The following is an 18,832-nucleotide window of genomic DNA, read 5'->3' on the forward strand; positions in this document are numbered from 1 at the left end:
ACAACATTTTAAGGACTTCGTAAAGTGGTATCTTTTTCTGAATAGCAATGATGGAATTATTATGAAAAACAAATGACCAGAATCATACGATTCTGGTCATTTGTTCTAATATAATACCAACCAATTTTGGCATCATTACCTTACTTTTTACCTTTCACTTCTCACTTTCACTTTTCGCCCTCTCCCGCACCTTTTACCTTTTACCTTTCACTTTTCACTTTTCACCTTAATAAAGGTTTTGTGCGGCGTGCGGATTTCGAGGTGCGTCCAGCCGGGCGGCAGCACGGCGGCATCGAGCTGCACCACTCCGTCGGGGGTGATCTCCAGCCCGCCGAAGCCGAACATCACGGCCTGCAGCAGGCCGCCCGCTCCGGTCATGAAATAGAGATTGCCGCTCGTAGCCGTCTCGGCGAAGGCCCCGAAGGGCGGCCGGAGGTTGGGCCGGTAGGCGCGGCGGAACATCTCGGCGGCCCGCCCGGCCATCCCCAGCCGCGCATACTGCACGGCAAAGACCGAGTAGCTCATCGCGGGACCGTTCTGCGGGTCGATGCGGTGCTCGTAGTAGGCCAGGTCGCGCAGCAGCGCTTCGCGGTCGGTGACGATCCCGAGCGGATAGCCCAGCAGGTTGGCATCCGCCTGCTTGATCTGCTCGCCCGCGTAGGCGGCATGCTCGCGCGTCACCCCGTCGTCAAAACGCAGGATGCGCAGCCCGGCGGCGATTTCGCGCCATGCGGGATCGGGCTCCTCGCCGCACAGCTCGGCCGCGGCAGCTGCATACTCCAGCGCCCGGCGCACGGCCCCGTTCGTGAAGGCGTTGTCCGTAACGCCCACGGCGTATTCGTTGGCGCCGATGACGTTGCGGATCGAGTAGCTGCCGTCGCCGTTCGGTGTCACACGGTCGCACCAGAAACGGGCCACCTCGTGCAGCAGCGGCCACCCCTCGCGGCGCAGCCACGTCCGATCGTGCGTCACGCAGTAGTAGTTCCAGCAGGCGATGGCCACATCCGCCGTCACGTGGTGCTCGAGCGGCCCCGTCAGGGCGAAGGTCGGCGTGCACTCCTCGCCGCGGTCGTCCCCCTCCCAGGGAAACATCGCGCCCCGGTAGCCGTGGACATAGGCCCGGCGCCGCGCGGCCGGCAGCCCGTCGACGCGGTAGTCGAGCATGCCGCGCGCCAGCTCGGGATGCAGCACCAGCAGCGGCGGATACATCCACAGCTCGGCATCCCAGAAGATGTGGCCGTTGTAGACGCCGCGGGCCGAGAGGCCCATCGGCGGGATACTGCGGCGGCTCCCCTCGCGGATCGAGCCGTAGAGGTTGTAGAGGGCGAAGCGCACGTCCAGCTGCGCCCCGGGGTCGCCCCCGATCACAATGTCGCCGCGCCACAGCTCCGCCCAGAGACGCTCGTGCGCCGCAACGAGCGCCGCACGCCCCTCGCGGGCGGCGTAGATCGCCTGCCGCTCCGCCTCGTTCCACGGATCGGCAAATGAAGCCGTCGTGCAGACCGTTCCCACGAGGGCAAGCGTCACCCGCTCGCCGCGCCGCAGTGCGATGCGCACCTCGCCGGGCCGCTCCTGCACGCAGGGTGCCTCGCAGAGAAAGGTCGACGAGGCGGCCACGTGGTCGCGCCCGCCGTTGTAGCTGCCCGACGAGCCCGTGGCGACGATCCGGCGGCCGTCGTCGCAGAAGACCGTGCGCGCGGAGTGCGTCGTGTCGGCAAAGTCCGCAGGGATCATGTGGCGGTTCACCAGGCGCAGGTCGACGTCGCGCGCGGCCGTCACCTCGACCTCCGCCATCAGGGCGCAGGGCATGTTGCGCAGGGCCCGGACGGCGTACCGCACGGTGACCGGCCCCGTCTCGAAGCGCGTCTCGTGCACGGCGCGCCGCAGGTCGATCCACTGCGCACGCTGCCGGACATCGGCGGCCTCCACGCGGCGGCCGCCGATCTCGAGCTCCAGCCCGAGCGGATTGATTCCCTCCAGCACGCGGCACACCGAGCCGTGCGTGCCCGCCTCGTAGGCGGCACCCAGCACAACGGGGCCGAACGCAAAGGGATCGCGCCCGACGGTCATGCCCACCTCGCCGTTGGCCACCGCCACCGGGTAGTAGGCCGCCGCGGTGTCGCGCGCCCGGAGGATCCACCCCTCGTCGCAGGCCGCGGGCGTCCGTTCCCGGTCATCCGCCGCAGCGAACTGCTCCCGGCCCGCTGCCACCGACACCCGCTCGCAGCCGTGCGCCGCAGAGGTCCGGGGCCCGGCCTGCACCGCCGTCACGGCAGGTGCGAGGACCGCCAGCCAGAGGATGATTCCGCGCCGTATCATGCCGTTATTCGTATTGCGGGATGAAGGTCACGGCCTGCCCGCCGCGCGCCGCCATGACGATTTCGAGCGTGTCGTCCGCCGTCACCGTGCGCTCCTCGATGCGGTAGGCCTCGGGGTTCTCGGCCGAGTCGGCGGCATCGGCATAAATCGTCGCCGTGTAGCGCACGCCGGGCTGCAGGAAGCCGAGCGGCTGCGTCAGCGTGCGCGCCTCGCCGTTCGTGCCGGCGCCGAGGAAGAAGCGCTCGCCCGCACGACGTGCCACGACGATATAGTCGCCGATCTCGCCCTGCAGCGCCTCGGACCAGTCGCAGTCGGCGTCGAAGTCGCGGAAGAAGCGGAAGGCCGGATGCCCCTCGTAGTTCTCTATCAGGTCGGCGGCCATCTGCAGCGGCGAGTAGATGATGACCCAGTTGGCAATCTGGCGCGCGAGCGTCGTCTTGATGCAGCAGTCGCCGTTGGGGCCGTTCCACTCGATGCGTCCCTTGTCGGCCTTCGCGCGCGAGTAGTCGATATCGAAGATGCCCGGCGTGTAGTCCATCGGGCCGCTCAACAGCCGCACGAAGGGCAGCGTGCAGAGGTACTCGGCCGAGTTGCCCTCCGACCAGGCGTTCCACTCCATGCCGCGGGCCCCCTCGCGCGTCATCATGTTGGGCCACGTGCGGCGGATGCCGGTCTCCTTGATCGGCTCGTGCACGTCGAGCATGATGCCGTAGCGGGCCGCCGTCTCGACGACGCGCTGGTAGTGCTGCACGCCGTACTGCGAATGGTGGAGGTAACCGCCCTTGAAGCCTCCGGCGTAACCCGTCTTGAGGGTGCGGATGCCCAGCTCGGCGTAGCGCTGCATGGCTTTCTCCATCTGCCGCTCGAATTCGGGGATGTTGCCGCCCGTCTCGGCGTGCATCCACAGCTCGACACCCCGCTCGCGGGCGTAGGCAGCGATGCGCTCCAGATCAAAGTCGGCATAGGGCTCGACGTAGTCGAAGTGCTGGTTGCCGCCCCAGTTCTCCCAGCCCTTGTTCCACCCCTCGAACAGCACGCCCTGGATGTTGTTGTCGGCCGCGAAGTCGATGTGCCGCAGGGCATTGGCCGTCGTGGCGCCGTGGCGCGGCCCCATCGTCCAGACCTGCGTGCCGAGGTGCATGCCCCACCAGACGCCGACATACTTCTGCGGGGTGATCCACGACGTGTCGGCGATCTTCGAGGGTTCGTTCAGGTTGAGAATCAGCGCCGAGTTGATGAGGTCGACGGCCCGGCGGCCGATCTGCACCGTGCGCCACGGCGTGGTGAACGTCACCGGGACGTAAGCCTTCACGCCGTCGGGCAGCGGCGCCAGGTCGGCCTTCAGCACCCCGGCCGAGTCGCGCCGCAGCACCATCTCGGGGTAGTCGTACAGAGCCGCCTCGTGCACCGAGCCGTAGAGACCCGCCGCCGTGCGGAACGTAAAGGGGGTGTTGGCGTCGGCAACCTCCGCGACGGGCAGCTCGCGATACTGAAGCTCGTAGGTCTCGAAGTTGCCCGGAATGGACCACGACTGCGTGCCGGGCTCGTCGGCGAAGCGGAACTCGGTCAGCTCGTCCGTCACCGCGAGGGTGTCGCACCCCGCGACGCGCCACTCGTAGCGGAACGCCACGCCGTCGTCGAAGGCCCGGGCGCGGAGCGTGAGGGCCACGTCGCCGGCGCCGCGCAGCGTGACGGCCATCTCGTTGCAGTGGTTGCGCACGAGTTTGTTCTCGCCCCAGGGCTGCGTCCACTCCTCGTCGAAGGAGCTGTGGCGCACGGAGGCGATCCGCGTGCCGGCGATGAGCGCCTCGCGCGTCTGAACCCCCAGCCGCGAGGGGAGCAGCAGCGGCTCTCCGTCGACCTCGACGGACCATGTCGGGCCGTCGGCATCGGCGGCGACACTCAGGGTGATGCGCCCGTCGGGCGAGGTCACCACGGGCCGTTCACCGCACGCGGAGCAGAACAAGAGAGCGCACAGGGACGCCAGCAAAGCGAAAAGAGAGATACGTTTCATACGGATGGTCTAATTTGCGTTTTTTTGCACGAGTTGTCGGAATTATTCGTCCGTGCGGTCGAAGAAGTAGGGCGCACAGCGGTAGCCGCACCGCTCATAGAGCCGGCGCAGCTCCCCGAGCCGCACGCGGAAGCTCTCCATGTCGCGCCGGTCGCAGGCCCAGCCCACCTCGGCGAGGGCCGCCAGGCGCGGCAGCAACATGTGCTGCAGATGCGCCATGCCGGCGACGTATTCGGTCCAGAGGTTGGCCTGCACACCGAGGATGAAGGGGCGCTCGGCCTCGGTCAACTGGTCATAGGGGTCCAGCGCATAGACCTTCCCGACGGAGACGTAGCCGCCGATGCCCCACGGCTCCTGCCGCGGGTCCTTCGTCTGGTAGTAGTCGAAGTAGCAGTGCGTGTTGGGGGTCATGATGGCGTGGTTCTCGGCCCGGGCGGCGGCAATACCGCCCGCGGCGCCGCGCCACGACATGATCGTCGCGCTCTGCGAGATGCCCCCTTCGAGAATCTCGTCCCAGCCGATCAGACGGCGGCCGTGGGCGTTGAGCCACCGCTCGATGCGGTGGATGAAGTAGCTCTGCAACTCGTTTTCGTCGCGCAGCCCCTCCTCGCGGATGCGGCGCTGGCACTCCGGACAGCGCTTCCAGTTCTCCTTCGGGCACTCGTCGCCGCCGACATGGATGTACTCCGAGGGGAAGAGCGCGATCACCTCGTCCAGCACCTCCTCCATGAACTCGAAGGTCGTGTCGCGCCCAGCGCAGAAGACCTCGGGGAAGACACCCCACAGCGTCTGCACCTTGTATCCCTCACCGGCACACCCGAGCCAGGGATACGACGCCAGCGCCGCGGAGGCGTGGCCCGGCATCTCGATCTCGGGCACCACGGTGATGAAGCGCTCGGCGGCGTAGGCCACCACGTCGCGCACCTGCCTCTGCGTGTAGTAACCGCCGTAGGGCTTGCCGTCGCAGGCCGCCGAGTTGTTGCCGAGCACCGTCTCCGCGCGGTGCGCACCGACGCGCGTCAGCTCGGGGTAACGGAGAATCTCGATGCGCCACCCCTGGTCGTCGGTCAGGTGCCAGTGGAAGCGGTTGATCTTGTGCAGGGCGAGGATGTCGATGAAGGTCTTGACCTCGTCGACCGTGAAGAAGTGGCGGCAGCAGTCGAGCATCGTGCCGCGGTAGGCGAACGTCGGTTCGTCCTCGATGTGCAGCGCCGGAAGCGCCGCGCCGTACTGGGAGACAAGCTGCCGCAGGCTCTGCAGACCGTAGAAGACCCCGGCCTCCGTGCCGCCCTCGACCAGAAGGCCGTCGGGACCGACCGTAAGCCGGTAGGCCTCGGCACCGAGCGCCGGATCGAGCGTCAGGCGCAGCGGGCCGTCGCTCTCCGCCACGGCGAGCCGCAGCCCCGCCTCGCGCTCCATCCACTGTGCAAACTGCTCCGCCACACGGAACAGCACGACGTTGTCCGCCGGGACGGAGATTCGCACGCCGTCGGTCAGCTGCAGGCCTTCGCCCCCGTCACAGACGGCAAGCCGCGGTTGCGGCACGACGGCCGGCTGTGCGGCCGCAAAGGCTCCGGCAGCCGACAGCGCCGCGAGCACAAGAAGGATCGTTTTTTTCATAGGTAACCGTTTGATTGTTTATCTGTCTGTTCTGCATTTCACGAAGCGCCACGGGGTCCGCGCATGCAAGCCGCCGGACCAACGACGAATTTAGCGATTTTTTTCTTCATTTGCAACCGGGCAGCCCACCATACGGCACAAAACAGACGGGAACACGGGCAATCCGTCCGCCCTCCCCGCCCCGGCACCGCCCGGTTCCCGGCAGCGGCATCCCGTCCCGCGTGCAAATCCCGCCTCCCGGCGGAGCACCCGGCCGGGCCTTTTATTTTTTTTCTACTATTTTTTTCGAAGAAAATTTGCATTACTAAAAAATTAGTAGTATACTTGCATTGCGGGAGCAGGTTTTCGCCGCCCGGCATTCCCACTGTGGAGCGGCATCCCGGACACGAAGAGACGCAACAAACGAAAACAGATACGACCATGAACGAAAAGCAACCCACGGCCCTGACACGCGGCGAGGAGGAGATCATGCAGATACTCTGGCGGCTCGGCAACGCCGTCGTCAACGACATCATCGCCTCGACGGAGGAACCGCACCCGAAATACACGACGGTGGCCACCTTCCTGAAGATTCTCGAAAACAAGGGCTTCGTCCGCCACACGAGCGAGGGCAAGAGCCACCGCTACTGGCCCGCCGTAAGCAAGGAGGAGTACGCCCGCAGCGTCATGTCGACGATGCTCGACTCCTACTTCGACGGCTCGCTCGTCCAGCTTGTGTCGTTCTTCTCGCGCCACGAGCAGCTCTCGGCCCGCGAAATGGACGAGATTCTCGAAATCATGCGCCAGGCCGGCAAATAATCCCGCAGCACCATGAAAGAGCTCCTGACATACCTTGCCGAGGTCATCGTCTGCAGCACCGCGCTCCTGGCGGCCTACGCCCTGCTGCTCGAACGCCGCGTGCGTTTCGGCTGGTGCCGACGCTACCTCACGGCACTGCTGCCGCTCGCCGCGCTCATTCCGCTGCTGCGCATCCCCGTCTGGCCGGGCGAGGTCATCACCGCAACCACAGCGCCGGCAGCCCCCATCCCCGCTACGGCGTGGGCCTCCGTGCCGGAGGTGCTCCCCGCGGCCGAGCCCCTCGTAACGCCCCGCACGCTGCTGATCGCCGTCTGCCTGCTCGGGACCGCGACGCTTGCCGGGGCGATGCTCCGTGAGGCGCTGCGCATCCGCCGTCTGCGCCGCCGCGCCACCGTCACGGACGCCGGGCACCTGCACCTGGTGCGGACGCGGGAGCGCATCGCCTCGTTCTCGTTCTTCCGCTCGGTCTACGTCTGGGAGGGCACGCCGGGCGAGGAGATGCAGGCCGTGCTGATGCACGAAGCGAGCCACATCGCCCACCGCCACACGGCCGAACGCCTCCTGATGGAGACCTTCAAGGCCCTTCAGTGGTGGAACCCCGTGGCGTGGGTCGCCGCGCGCCGCCTGACCGAAGTACAGGAGTTCGAGGCCGACCGCGACGTGCTTAAGCAGGGCTTCGACCGCGAACGCTACATGCACACGATATTCCGCCAGCTCTTCGGCTATAGTCCGGACATAGCCAACGGGCTGCGGGACTCACTGACCAAAAAAAGATTCCAGATGATGACAACCAACCACACAAGCAGGCACGCCCTGCTGCGAGTGGCGGGCACGGTGCCCGTCCTCGCGGGGTTGCTGTGCGCCTTCTCGTTCACGGCGCAGGCGGCCCGCATCGAAACCGAGTCCGGAGCAAGCCACGAGCGGGTCATCTACCTGCTCAACGGCCGCGAGGTTCCCGCCGCGGAGATCCGCGCCGCCGAACCCGAAGCGCTCACCGTCGACAGGTTCTACTCGTCGGAGAACCTTCCGGCCGAATACCGCGACCGTAATCCCGAGCTCGTCGTCGCCTTCACGGCCGAGGAGCCGCTCCGGCACTACACCCCGATCCGCATCGAGGGCACGGTGACCCACGCCGACGGCTCGCCGGCCGCCGACATCCTGCTCTACGCCGGTGCCATGGGTACGCACCCGCTCGACAAGGAGGCCTACCCCGCCCGCACGGACGCCGAAGGGCGCTTCTCGCTCACGGGTCCGGCCCGCGGATCGCTGACCTACGCCTCCAACACCGCAGAATCCTCCTTCACCCGTGTAACAACCTACGACAGCAAAGGGGCCGATCCCTACCGGATGCAGCTGGAGATCGCCGATCCCGATGCGGCAACCCCGCAAACGGACGCTGATGCCGCAGAACGCACCGCCGTGGAGCATCCGACAAACGCAACGACCCGAACAGCCCCGGCAGCCGCCAGTCAGCCGTTCGACCTCAAGTTCTACATCCGGCTGTGGAACCGGGACAACCGCAGCTTCTCGACCGACAACTACGCCGCGGGCGCCACGCTGCGGATCATCGGCACGGACGTCACGACGCAGTCCGACAGCAAGGGCGAGGCCACGCTCACGGTAACCGAAGGACAGGTCGTGGAGATCAATTACCCGGAATACTACGCCGTCTCCGTCGTGGCGGAAACCGCGCAACGCGAGGTATTCATCGACCTGCGGTCCGAGAGCACGAAGCAGTCGGTCGGTCCGATCCCGACGGTCGATGAATACGGCGTCCAGCAGCGCCCGCTCTACATCATCGACGGCATGGAATACCCCACCAACACGGGACTGACGACAAACTCCGTCGAGTCAATCCAGCTGCTCAAGCCCGAGGAGGCCACGGCCAAATACGGCGAGCGCGGAAAATACGGAGCCGTGGAAATCACCACCACCGCCGTCAAAAAAATGAAGCGTCCGAAAGCCGACGCCGCCGCGGAGGAAGCGCCCGCCGGGCAGCAGCCGACGCCGGCCGCTTCGGAAGACGACACGCCGTTCCTTGTCGCCGAGGAGATGCCGCTCTTCCAGGGCAAGGACCTCAACACCTTCCGCACATGGGTGCAGTCGCAGATCCGCTACCCGGCCGAGGCGCTCAAGCGCGGCATCGAGGGACGCGTCGTTCTGTCGTTCATCGTCGAGCGCGACGGTTCGGTGAGCACCATCCAGCTGCTGCAATCCCCCGACCGGATACTCTCGGAGGAGGCCCGGCGCGTCGTCGCCGCCTCGCCGAAATGGACCCCCGGCCGGCAAAGGGGGCATCTCGTGCGCGTCCGCTATATGCTGCCCGTAGACTTCAGCATCCCGAAGGAGAAGGCAGCCGCACAGGAGCCGGGAATGACGCCGCCGCAGTTTGAGGGCGGAGATATTAACGCCTTCCGCAGCTGGGCGATGCAACGCCTGCGCTATCCCGCCAAAGCGAGGGAGCAGCAGACGGAAGGGAGCGTCGTGGCCACCTTCACCGTCGGCAGGGACGGCCGGGTGGACGACATCCGCATCGCCGGTAAGCCCGACCCGCAGCTTGCCGAAGAGGTGCGCCGCGTCGTGAAGGCCTCGCCCGCCTGGAGTCCCGCTACGCGCAACGGCGAGGCGACGACCGTGACCATCACGCTGCCCGTCTCGTTCCGGATTCAGGGCTCGGGGCATCCGCTGGAGGAGGTGCCCGCCGCCTCGGCAACGACCGTGGAGCGGATCATCGTCACGGCGTTTCCGACCCCAGCCCGCGAAACGGCTCCCGATACGGCTTCCGCCACCCGCTGACCACCGCAACCAATCTTACCATAACGCGGAAGGCGGCGTCCACTCCGAAGTTCGGTGGACGCCGCCTCTTTTTCTACCGGTGAATCCGGCCGCGGAAGCTGCGCGGGTTATTCGAGCCCGAGCAGTTGCATGATCCGCTGCGAGAGCTGCGTATTGTCCATCACGCCCGTGATGCGGTCGGCTCCCGCGCCGTAGAGGTAGACCGGCACCATCGTGCCCGTATGGCCCGTCGTGGAGAAGGAGTAGTTCAGGCCGCTCTCCGAACGGGTGAAGTCCGCCTCGTTGCTCGGAATCGTCAGACCGCCCGTCTCGTGGTCGGCCGTGACGACCACCAGCGTGCCGGGTGTGCGGTCGGCAAAGTCCATCGCCGCAGCCACCGTGCTGTCGAAGTCGCGCATCAGAAAGAGCAGCTCTTCGGCATCGTTGCCGTGGCAGGCCCAGTCGATGAACGACCCCTCGACCATCAGCACGAAGCCCTTGTCGCGGCGCTCGGCCTCGGCGGAGAGCAGTTCGAGCGACCGGCGCGTGGCACGCGTCAGGTAGCCTGCCTGCATCTCGTCGTCCAGTACGCTCTCCTCGGCCACAACGGCCAGCAGGGGCAGCGCATCGGCACGCTCGGCCTCGTCCATCGTTTCGGCCACGGCATAGCCGTCGCGGCGCATCGCATCCAGCCAGCTGCCGCCCTCGGGCGACGCTTCGCCGAGCCACTTGCGGCCGCCGCCGAAGAGCACGTCGATGCCGCTCGCGGCCAGGTCGCGCGTAATGGCCGGATTGTCGTCGCGGTCGGCCACATGGGCATAGAAGGCTGCCGGCGTGGCATGCTGCAGATAGCAGCAGACGGCAAGGCCCGTCGGGCGTCCCTCGGCATGGGCCCGGGCGATCATCGACTGCACGGGCTTGCCGTCGGGCGTCTGCCCGAGCATGCCGTTGTTGGTCTTGTGCCCCGTGGCGAGCGCCGTACCGGCCGCCGCGGAGTCGGTCACGCGGTTGTTGGCCGAGCGCGTCGTGATGAGCGCCACGCCCTCGGCCCGGTCGAAGGCCGTCGGGGCATACTGCTGCTCAATCTGCAGCATCGAGACCTGCGCGAGGCCCATGCCGTCGCCGATCAGCAGAATCACGTTGCGGACCGGTTCCGCGCCGCTGCACGCGGGCTCCGCAGCCCGCAACATGCCCGTCGACAGCACCACCGCCAACAGGCCCATCCAAAATCTTTTCATGGTCGTAGTTTTGTTTACACGACAAAAGTAAGGGAATTTTGCAACTTTTTGCTACATTTACCGAACTTTATCCGATTTGCATCATGGACGTAAAGATCGCCCCCGACTGGAAAGAGATATTCGCCCCCGAATTCGAAAAGCCCTACTTCGGGGAACTGGCCCGCTTCGTGCGCGAGGAGTACGCCTCGCACCGCATCTACCCGCGCGGCAGCAACATCTTCCGCGCCTTCGACAAGTGTCCGTTCGACCGGCTCAAGGTCGTCATCATCGGGCAGGACCCCTACCACGGACCCGGGCAGGCCAACGGGCTCTGCTTCTCGGTCGGCGACGGCGTGCCCTTCCCGCCGTCGCTGCAAAACATCTTCAAGGAGGTGGCCGACGACACCGGCACACCCATCCCGCCGACGGGCAACCTCGACCGCTGGGCCGAGCAGGGCGTGCTGCTGCTCAACGCCGTGCTGACGGTGCGCGAACACCTGGCCGCCTCGCACGCCGGACACGGCTGGGAGACCTTCACCGACGCCGTGGTGCGGGCCGTCGCCGAGCGCAAGGAGCACATCGTCTACATGCTCTGGGGCAGCTACGCCCAGAAGAAGGGCGCCATCGCCGACCCCGCGCGCAACTGCATCCTCAAGGCCGTGCACCCCTCGCCGCTGTCGGCCTACCGCGGATTCCTCGGCTGCCACCACTTCTCGCGCGCCAACGACTACCTCCGCTCCGTAGGCAAGGAGCCGATCGTCTGGTAGCCGCACCGCCGACAACCGGCTACGACTGTCCGTCCCGGTCCTTTCTGAGAAAGAGCCCGGCAAGGAACCAGCCGACCAGGATATAAAAGATGGTTGAAAGCATATTCCGAAGATACGGAAATTTTCGCTTTCATGCAACACCGGACCCCGGCGGCCGCCCGAACGCTCCGCACGCGACGACGCCGCAGGACAGCCGGGCATAGACACGAAAAGCCCGCCCTTTCCTTGCGAAAGAGCGGGCTTTATCCGTATCTGCGCGGGCGATCAGCCCAGGTAGGACTTCAGCAGCTTCGAGCGCGACGAGTGGCGCAGGCGGCGGATCGCCTTCTCCTTGATCTGACGCACGCGCTCGCGCGTGAGGTCGAACTTCTCGCCGATCTCCTCGAGGGTCATCTCCGAGCAGCCGATGCCGAAGAAGTACTTGATGATGTCGCGCTCACGCTCGGTCAGCGTCTCCAGCGCGCGGTCCACCTCCGTCGAGAGCGACTCGTTGATCAGCCCCCGGTCGGCATTCGGCGAATCGGGGTTCACCAGCACGTCGAGCAGCGAGTTATCCTCGCCGTCGGCGAAGGGCGCATCGACCGAGACATGGCGTCCGGCCACACGCAGCGTATCGGTCACCTTCTCCTTCGGGAGTTCGAGCTCCGTGGCCAGCTCCTCGGGCGACGGCGTGCGCTCGTGCTCCTGTTCGAAGCGGGCGAAGGCCTTGTTGATCTTGTTGAGCGACCCCACCTGGTTGAGCGGCAGGCGCACGATGCGCGACTGCTCGGCCAGCGCCTGGAGGATCGACTGGCGGATCCACCACACGGCATAGGAGATGAACTTGAAGCCGCGCGTCTCGTCGAACTTCTCGGCGGCCTTGATCAGTCCGAGGTTGCCCTCGTTGATCAGGTCCGGCAGGCTCAATCCCTGGTTCTGATACTGTTTGGCGACGGAGACCACGAAACGAAGGTTGGCTTTCGTGAGCTTTTCGAGTGCTTCCTGATCCCCTTTCTTGATCCGTTGGGCGAGTTCCACCTCCTCCTCGACCGTGATGAGTTCCTCCTTGCCGATCTCCTGCAGGTACTTGTCCAGCGAGGCGCTCTCGCGGTTGGTGATGGACTTCGTAATCTTTAACTGACGCATAACTTACTATTACCTCTCAATAAACATTAGCCGTTGCAAAAACCCGCCCGGACCGGCCGCGCCTACTCCACAAACATGTAGCTTGCGGAGCGGCCGTTGGGGTAGATGCCGTCAATCGAACGAATCTTCTCGGTCAGGCGCTGCATCTCCGACACCGAATAGACCGGCTTGTCGTTGATGTGGGTGATGACAAAACCCTGCTTTACGCGCGCCCGGGAGAGCAGTCCGTCCGCCTTGAGGCCGACCACCTGCACACCGCCCCGGATGTCGAGTTCACGGCAAAGCTTCGAGCCCGCATCGGCGAACCGGCCGCCCAGAGCCTCGACCACGTCGACGTCCTCACGGGTCAGCAATTCCGCTTTGCCTGCCTTATTACGCAAAGTGACGTCAATTTGTTTCACGCTGCCGTCTCTTTTTACCGACAATCTGACCTTGTCGTTGGGTCGATGGCGGGCGATCTGCTCCTGCAGCGAGACCGAACCGTCGAGTTTCACGCCGTCGATTGCAACAATCACGTCACCCTTGCGGACACCGGCCTCCGAAGCCGCACCGCCCTCGGTGATGCCGGCCACGTAGACACCGCCGATCTCGGTGATGCCCAGCTCCTTGCCCTCCGTGTCGATGAAGTCCTGGTCGACCGGACGGAACAGGATGCCCAGCATGGCGCGCTGCACGACGCCGTACTCCTTCAGGTCGACAACGACCTTGCGGACAATCGACTCGGGCACAGCGAACGAATAACCGACATAGCTGCCCGTCTGCGACTTGATGAGCGTGTTGATGCCCACCAGCTCACCGTGCGTATTGACCAGCGCACCGCCCGAGTTACCGGGGTTGACGGCCGCGTCGGTCTGGATGAACGACTCGATCGAGAAGTCGTTGGGTATGGCCCCGAGGTTGCGGGCCTTGGCGCTGACGATGCCGGCCGTAATGGTCGACGGCAGGTCAAACGGCGATCCGATGGCCAGCACCCACTCGCCCAGGCGCAGGGCGTCCGACGACCCGAAGGCGAGCGTCGGCAGATCCTTCGCCTCGACCTTCAGCAGCGCGATGTCCGTGGCCGAATCCTTGCCCACGAGCTTCGCGTCGAAGGTCCGCCCGTCGTTGAGCTTCACCTTGAGTTTCGTGGCACCGTCGACGACGTGGTTGTTCGTCACGATGTAGCCGTCGGCCGAGATGATGACGCCCGAGCCGCCCGCGCGGCGCTCCTGGTATTCGGGCTCGCCGCTGCCGCCGCGCCGTCCGTACTCCTGCGGAATGCCGAAGAACTCCAGGAAGGGGTCATAGTCGTAGCCATAGGCGCCGCGGCGCGGCATCTCGATCTGCTGCACGGCCTCGATGTTCACCACGGCCTTCACGGCGTTCTCGGCCGCATAGGTCAGGTCGGGATACTGCCCCGCCTCATAGGAGGTGAAGTGCGTACCCAGCGCCGGGGTGCGCGGCACCTCGCGCTCGATATATTCGACGGACGGCTCCCGCCCGGCAGTGAGCGTCCACGCCGTCGCACCGCCCGCGGCAGCCGATACGGCAACAAGTCCTAAAATCAAAAATGCCTTTTTCATAATTCAAATGTGTGTGTTTTTCAATAAATTAATCGGAGGCAATCATTCCATCATAGGCTCTTTTCATTTTCAGTCGAAGGATAAACGCACGAAAACGCCCCGTTAGTATGCAAAAAAAGACAAAAATCGGAGCACCGCACCCGGTGCCCCGATTTTTTCTGCGGCAAGCGGCGATCAGAGGCCGAACTCGCGGCGGATCATCTCGACGGCGTCGAGCTTCTCCCAGCCGAAGTACTCGATTTCGCGCTCCACCTCGCGGCCGTTCTCCCAGACCTTCTCGACGCGCTTGAAGGGGCGGTTGCCGAAGTGTCCGTAGGAGGCCGTGGCCTCGAAGATCGGGTTCTTCAGCCCGAAACGCCTGACGATGGCCGCGGGACGCAGGTCGAAGAGCTTGCCGATGCGGCGGGCGATCTCGCCGTCGGTCATCCCCTCGAGGGCCGCGGGACGCGGCGAGCGGTAGGTGTCGACGTAGATCGACAGCGGCTCGGCAATGCCGATGGCGTAGGACAACTCGACGAGCACCTCGTCGGCGACGCCCGCCGCCACGAGGTTCTTGGCGATGTGGCGCGCGGCATAGGCGGCCGAACGGTCGACCTTCGAGGAGTCCTTGCCCGAGAAGGCGCCGCCGCCGTGGGCGCCGCGCCCTCCGTAGGTGTCGACGATGATCTTGCGGCCCGTGAGGCCCGTATCGCCGTGAGGGCCGCCGATGACGAACTTGCCCGTGGGGTTCACGTGCAGGATGTAGTCGTCGCCGATCAGCTCGGCGAGCTTGTCGCCGGCACGCTCCAGCCGCGCCTTGACGCGCGGGATGAGGATCGTGCGCACATCCTCGCGGATGCGCTCCTGCATCTGCCGCTCGGCCTCCTTCTCCGTCAGGCCGTCGGTCGGGCGGATGAACTCGTCGTGCTGCGTCGAGACGACGATCGTGTGGACGCGCAGCGGGCGGTTCGTCCGCTCGTCGTATTCGATCGTCACCTGCGACTTGGCGTCCGGGCGCAGGTAGCGCATCACCTCGCCCTCGCGGCGGATGACGGCCAGCTCCTTGAGAATCACATGCGAGAGGATCAGCGTCGCGGGCATCATCTCGCGCGTCTCGTTGCAGGCGTAGCCGAACATGATGCCCTGGTCACCGGCACCCTGCGCCTCCTCCTCGTCGCGCACGATACCCTGGTTGATGTCGGGCGACTGCTCGTGGATGGCCGAAAGGATGCCGCACGAGTTGCAGTCGAACTGGTACTCGCTCTTCGTGTAGCCGATGCGCTCGATGACGCGGCGCGCCACGCCCTGCACGTCGACATACGCCTCCGAGCGCACCTCGCCCGCCACGACCACGAGGCCCGTGGTGCAGAGCGTCTCGCACGCCACCTTCGACGAAGGGTCGTGGCGCAGGAACTCGTCCAGGATGGCGTCTGAAATCTGATCCGAAACTTTGTCGGGGTGCCCCTCGGACACCGACTCCGACGTAAACAAAAAGCCCATTTTCTACATTTTTAATGGTTAAACGTATAAAATGGGAAAAATTGGCTGTTGGAATAAAAAAGTGCTGTTTTAGCGATTTTTTATTGTGGTTTGCAATCAGTCAAATCTTTCCACATTTTCCCGCGTGACAGACGGGACGGCAAAGGTACGAATTTTTTTCCAATCCGCAACTTTTTCCGCCTTTTCCGGAAAAAGAGCGCCCCAAAAGCGGAAAAGGCACCCCGGAGAGCCGTCTCCCCGGGGTGCCTTCCCGTTTCGGGCTGCCGCGCCGGCGGCCCCACCCTACTCCTCCGACTGTGCGACGAGGAAATCCTCGCCCGTCGTGTCACGCACGACGATGCTGCCGTCCTCGTTCGTGAAGTAGAAGTAGAGCGCCTCGATGCGCGTCCCCTCGGGCAAGCCGAAGAAGTGGCGCGGATAGATGTACTTCTGGTAGGAGGTCTCGCCGATCTTCTCCATCAGGTTGGCGTCGCCCGTCGTCGTGACCGACACCTCCGAGCCGTCCTCGCAGAGGGCGCGGCCGCAGAGGTAGACCTTCTCGGCCCCCTTGAGCTCGGTCTCGGTCGAACCGGCCACCGACTCGAACTTCACCGAGAAGATGTCGCCGTAGCGGAACACCGACGGCACGGTCGAGACGAGGCTCACGGTCGTATAGTCGAGCATCGGGCCCGAACCGCCCGTCACGGTGAGCACCTTCGACATCTCGTTGGCCTTGTAGCGCTCGCCGTTGAAGCCGCTCTTCATGCCGCAGAAGCCGTAGCCCATGAAGCACTTGATGCTCTGGCTGCCCGTCGTGAGGCGGATCTTCACCGTACCCTCGATCGGGTCGGTGCTCACCTTGTCGTTGATGATGAAGGTGGTCTTCGAGCGGAAGACGACCCACTCCATGGGGCCGAGGTTGCCCATCAGGCCGATCTTGCTCTGGTAGGCCTCCGACCACTTCAGGGCCGTCGTCGGCTCGACCTCGCTGTCGGGCATCAGCTCCATCTGTTCGTCCGTCACGTCGGCATACCCCTGGCTCGCATAGCCCGAGGTCGTGAGCGACAGCCGGGCGCTCTGCGCGATGTTCCAGCTCTTGGGCGCCAGCACGGCGAAGACAAGCTGCGTCGTCTCGTCGGTCTCGGTCACGAGCTTGATGCGCACGGTGATGTCGATTTCGCTGTTCACCTGGGCATCGTCCGGGTGGATGATCTCTTCGATGGTCATGCAGGCGGCCACCATGAGCGGCAGGGCGACGAGCGCCAGCCAATATTTGCAGTTTTTCAGAAGTTTCATGGTCTCGACGTGTTTATTTGATCTCCTTGAAGGTATACTTGTAACTCAACTGCTTGCTGTCCAGCTGGAACGGGATGCTGAACTCGCCGTTCTGGAAATAGGCGATCACGTTGCCCGTGCCCTTGATGCGCAGCTCGTTGGGAAGCGCGTCGGTGTCGAACTCGCACTCGACCACCCCGTCGGGCAACTCGAATGCAAAGGGAGAGAAGGGCACCTCGCCGTTCGAGAACTCCAAGTGCGTCATCTTGCCGTCGTGCACCTCGATTGTGAAGCGCAGCGTCGAGAAGAAGTCGAACTTGTCCACGACGTCGATGCCGTTGATGTTCATCGGGTCGTACTGCAGCACCTGCCGCAGCCCGTAGTTGATCGTATAGTCACTCGGGAAGTCCGACGACATCTTGTCCGAGTGCTCCTCGCAGGAGATGAAGGCGCATGCCGCCGCAAGGAGGGAAATGATAGCGTATTTTTTCATGATTGGCGTATTTTCGGGTAGATGAATTATTTTCCGTTGAGTATGCGGTCGATCTCCACCCAGAAGAAGCGGGGACGATAGGTCGTCACGTCGCTGAACTGCTGGGCGAAGTCGCCCGTGTTGACGTTGTAGCTCACCAGGATCATCCCGTCCTTCTCGAACTGCGGGTGCGCCATGGCATTGTAGGTGAACAGATTGGGAACATCCTGCTCATAGGTTCTGAAGATGAGCTGCTTGTTCCGCCACGGCCCATAGGGCGTATCGGAGACGAACGTGTAGATCTCACCGCTGTTGAAGCGCTTGTTCTGCGTCAGCAGCACGTACTTGTCCCGCAGGCGGAAGACGTTGAACTGCGACGAGACCGGCACGCTCGCCAGCCCTTCGAGCCGCACGGCGTCGGACGAGTTGACACTCCAGCCCGTACCCGTGTAGTACTCCCAGCTGTCGTAGAGGCGGTCGAGCGTCGTGCGGGCCGCCAGCACCTCCGAGACGGGGTTCGCACTGTTGTCGACGTCGACCTGCGCATAGATGTAGATGTAGTCGCCGTCGTTGAGCGCCGCCATGCCGTAGTGGATGTCCGCCGAGCCGGTGAAGGGGATGCGCGTCGTGCGCTTCAGGCGCACCTCCGGCAACTCGTACTCGAGGATGTCGGTCGTCTCGTAGCGGAAGCCCCACATGCCCTCTTCGCCCTGGTACATGACCGTCTGGAAGATGTAGAGCGTATTGTCGGCGACGAACCCGTGCCCGGGCCAGTACCACTTCTGCCCCTCGTTCGTAACGCCGGGAGGCACGGCCCCCGACGTGCCGGGGCCGTTGGCGTCGACCAGGGCGCTGACCGCGCCGTCGTCGTAGAGGATGTAGGAGTTGCGGTACATGTGGTCCGAGGTCGAGCGGCGCCCGGCCGTCACGGTGCCCGTGTAGGAGTCGCCCATCAGGAAGATGCTCCTCCCGTCGGGCAGGGCGACGGAGTACATGCCGTCGCCGCCCGTGACGCTGCCGCGGTCCGGGATGATGATCCCGGCCGTCACGCGGTCCAGCCCGTCGATCACCAGGTCCGTCTTGTTCGTCTTGAGCACCTTGCCGTCCTGCATGAGCGAGAGGTAGACCGACACCGGCTCGGCATAGGGGATGTGCGTGAGGAAGCACGACGTCGCCTCGCGGCCGGCCGTGACGACGCGGCCCGTCCGGTTGTCCGTCACCTGATAGGAGTCGAAGCGCGTGTCGGTGTCGTTCAACGTCCAGCGCAGGTAGACCGTATCGGCGTTCGACGTGTACTCGACCTTCACGAACGACTCCTCGTCGCCGAAGATGTTGGGCTTGCGTCCCTGGCCGTCGTCACCGCACGAGGCGAGCAGGGCAAGCGCGATTCCCGCAAAGATCATGGTTCCGAAAGATCGTTTCATACGGCG

Annotated in this window: 13 protein-coding genes; 3 read left to right on the plus strand and 10 right to left on the minus strand. The window is 64.7% G+C overall.

Going from position 1 to position 18,832, the window contains the following annotated elements; all coding sequences use genetic code 11:
- Window positions 1-207: 207 nt before the first annotated feature.
- From Q1Y33_RS07825 to Q1Y33_RS07835, 3 genes are read right to left on the minus strand one after another with little or no spacing between them, the layout of a single operon-like run.
- The gene (locus Q1Y33_RS07825; protein ID WP_300799187.1) at window positions 208-2,319 is read right to left on the minus strand and encodes a glycoside hydrolase family 65 protein; all 2,112 of its coding nucleotides are present in this window, start codon (window positions 2,317-2,319) and stop codon (window positions 208-210) included.
- 4 nt (window positions 2,320-2,323) lie between these two features.
- Window positions 2,324-4,333 (minus strand): glycoside hydrolase family 97 protein, encoded by a 2,010-nt coding sequence (locus Q1Y33_RS07830; protein ID WP_300799188.1) that lies wholly within the window; start codon window positions 4,331-4,333, stop codon window positions 2,324-2,326.
- Between the two features lie 42 nt (window positions 4,334-4,375).
- On the minus strand, window positions 4,376-5,953 hold the full coding sequence (locus tag Q1Y33_RS07835; protein WP_300799189.1) for a beta-N-acetylhexosaminidase: 1,578 nt from the start codon (window positions 5,951-5,953) through the stop codon (window positions 4,376-4,378).
- A 420-nt stretch (window positions 5,954-6,373) separates the two neighbouring features.
- On the opposite strand from Q1Y33_RS07835, the gene Q1Y33_RS07840 reads away from it, so the two are divergent.
- Window positions 6,374-6,751 (plus strand): BlaI/MecI/CopY family transcriptional regulator, encoded by a 378-nt coding sequence (locus Q1Y33_RS07840; RefSeq protein ID WP_295906351.1) that lies wholly within the window; start codon window positions 6,374-6,376, stop codon window positions 6,749-6,751.
- A 12-nt stretch (window positions 6,752-6,763) separates the two neighbouring features.
- Window positions 6,764-9,547 carry a M56 family metallopeptidase gene (locus Q1Y33_RS07845; RefSeq protein WP_300799190.1) on the plus strand — a complete coding sequence of 928 codons (2,784 nt, stop codon included), beginning with the start codon at window positions 6,764-6,766 and terminating at the stop codon, window positions 9,545-9,547.
- A gap of 107 nt (window positions 9,548-9,654) precedes the next feature.
- Here Q1Y33_RS07845 and Q1Y33_RS07850 read toward each other — a convergent pair whose 3' ends face one another.
- Window positions 9,655-10,764: an alkaline phosphatase gene (locus Q1Y33_RS07850; RefSeq protein ID WP_300799191.1), complete on the minus strand. Its 1,110-nt coding sequence runs from the start codon at window positions 10,762-10,764 to the stop codon at window positions 9,655-9,657.
- An 83-nt stretch (window positions 10,765-10,847) separates the two neighbouring features.
- On the opposite strand from Q1Y33_RS07850, the gene ung reads away from it, so the two are divergent.
- Window positions 10,848-11,510 carry a uracil-DNA glycosylase gene (gene ung / locus Q1Y33_RS07855; RefSeq protein WP_300799192.1) on the plus strand — a complete coding sequence of 221 codons (663 nt, stop codon included), beginning with the start codon at window positions 10,848-10,850 and terminating at the stop codon, window positions 11,508-11,510.
- Window positions 11,511-11,774: 264 nt separating this feature from the next.
- Here the strand turns inward: ung and Q1Y33_RS07860 are convergent, their stop codons facing one another.
- The 6 genes from Q1Y33_RS07860 to Q1Y33_RS07885 all read right to left on the minus strand — a co-directional run bounded on the left by Q1Y33_RS07860 (window position 11,775) and on the right by Q1Y33_RS07885 (window position 18,826).
- The gene (locus tag Q1Y33_RS07860; RefSeq protein WP_087260869.1) at window positions 11,775-12,635 is read right to left on the minus strand and encodes an RNA polymerase sigma factor RpoD/SigA; all 861 of its coding nucleotides are present in this window, start codon (window positions 12,633-12,635) and stop codon (window positions 11,775-11,777) included.
- A gap of 62 nt (window positions 12,636-12,697) precedes the next feature.
- On the minus strand, window positions 12,698-14,197 hold the full coding sequence (locus Q1Y33_RS07865; RefSeq protein WP_300799193.1) for a trypsin-like peptidase domain-containing protein: 1,500 nt from the start codon (window positions 14,195-14,197) through the stop codon (window positions 12,698-12,700).
- Between the two features lie 174 nt (window positions 14,198-14,371).
- Window positions 14,372-15,676 carry a methionine adenosyltransferase gene (gene metK, locus Q1Y33_RS07870; RefSeq protein ID WP_300799194.1) on the minus strand — a complete coding sequence of 435 codons (1,305 nt, stop codon included), beginning with the start codon at window positions 15,674-15,676 and terminating at the stop codon, window positions 14,372-14,374.
- A gap of 282 nt (window positions 15,677-15,958) precedes the next feature.
- On the minus strand, window positions 15,959-16,951 hold the full coding sequence (locus tag Q1Y33_RS07875) for a DUF4961 domain-containing protein (RefSeq protein WP_300799195.1): 993 nt from the start codon (window positions 16,949-16,951) through the stop codon (window positions 15,959-15,961).
- A 13-nt stretch (window positions 16,952-16,964) separates the two neighbouring features.
- On the minus strand, window positions 16,965-17,423 hold the full coding sequence (locus Q1Y33_RS07880) for a hypothetical protein (RefSeq protein ID WP_300799196.1): 459 nt from the start codon (window positions 17,421-17,423) through the stop codon (window positions 16,965-16,967).
- 26 nt (window positions 17,424-17,449) lie between these two features.
- Window positions 17,450-18,826, minus strand: a complete 1,377-nt coding sequence (locus Q1Y33_RS07885) for a DUF5005 domain-containing protein (RefSeq protein ID WP_300799197.1) — start codon at window positions 18,824-18,826, stop codon at window positions 17,450-17,452.
- Window positions 18,827-18,832 lie beyond the last annotated feature (6 nt).

Origin of the sequence: uncultured Alistipes sp., assembly GCF_949296715.1 — a bacterium.
In the GTDB taxonomy this organism is placed as follows: Bacteria; Bacteroidota; Bacteroidia; order Bacteroidales; family Rikenellaceae; genus Alistipes.

What these genes read in the sequence shown, in the direction of transcription:
- ung (WP_300799192.1), top strand. Translation starts at nt 10,848, where the DNA reads ATGGACGTAAAGATCGCCCCCGACTGGAAAGAGATATTCGCCCCCGAA.
- Q1Y33_RS07850 (WP_300799191.1), bottom strand. Translation starts at nt 10,764, where the DNA reads ATGAAAAGATTTTGGATGGGCCTGTTGGCGGTGGTGCTGTCGACGGGC.
- Q1Y33_RS07830 (WP_300799188.1), bottom strand. Translation starts at nt 4,333, where the DNA reads ATGAAACGTATCTCTCTTTTCGCTTTGCTGGCGTCCCTGTGCGCTCTC.
- metK (WP_300799194.1), bottom strand. Translation starts at nt 15,676, where the DNA reads ATGGGCTTTTTGTTTACGTCGGAGTCGGTGTCCGAGGGGCACCCCGAC.
- Q1Y33_RS07885 (WP_300799197.1), bottom strand. Translation starts at nt 18,826, where the DNA reads ATGAAACGATCTTTCGGAACCATGATCTTTGCGGGAATCGCGCTTGCC.
- Q1Y33_RS07880 (WP_300799196.1), bottom strand. Translation starts at nt 17,423, where the DNA reads ATGAAAAAATACGCTATCATTTCCCTCCTTGCGGCGGCATGCGCCTTC.
- Q1Y33_RS07860 (WP_087260869.1), bottom strand. Translation starts at nt 12,635, where the DNA reads ATGCGTCAGTTAAAGATTACGAAGTCCATCACCAACCGCGAGAGCGCC.
- Q1Y33_RS07835 (WP_300799189.1), bottom strand. Translation starts at nt 5,953, where the DNA reads ATGAAAAAAACGATCCTTCTTGTGCTCGCGGCGCTGTCGGCTGCCGGA.
- Q1Y33_RS07825 (WP_300799187.1), bottom strand. Translation starts at nt 2,319, where the DNA reads ATGATACGGCGCGGAATCATCCTCTGGCTGGCGGTCCTCGCACCTGCC.
- Q1Y33_RS07840 (WP_295906351.1), top strand. Translation starts at nt 6,374, where the DNA reads ATGAACGAAAAGCAACCCACGGCCCTGACACGCGGCGAGGAGGAGATC.
- Q1Y33_RS07875 (WP_300799195.1), bottom strand. Translation starts at nt 16,951, where the DNA reads ATGAAACTTCTGAAAAACTGCAAATATTGGCTGGCGCTCGTCGCCCTG.
- Q1Y33_RS07845 (WP_300799190.1), top strand. Translation starts at nt 6,764, where the DNA reads ATGAAAGAGCTCCTGACATACCTTGCCGAGGTCATCGTCTGCAGCACC.
- Q1Y33_RS07865 (WP_300799193.1), bottom strand. Translation starts at nt 14,197, where the DNA reads ATGAAAAAGGCATTTTTGATTTTAGGACTTGTTGCCGTATCGGCTGCC.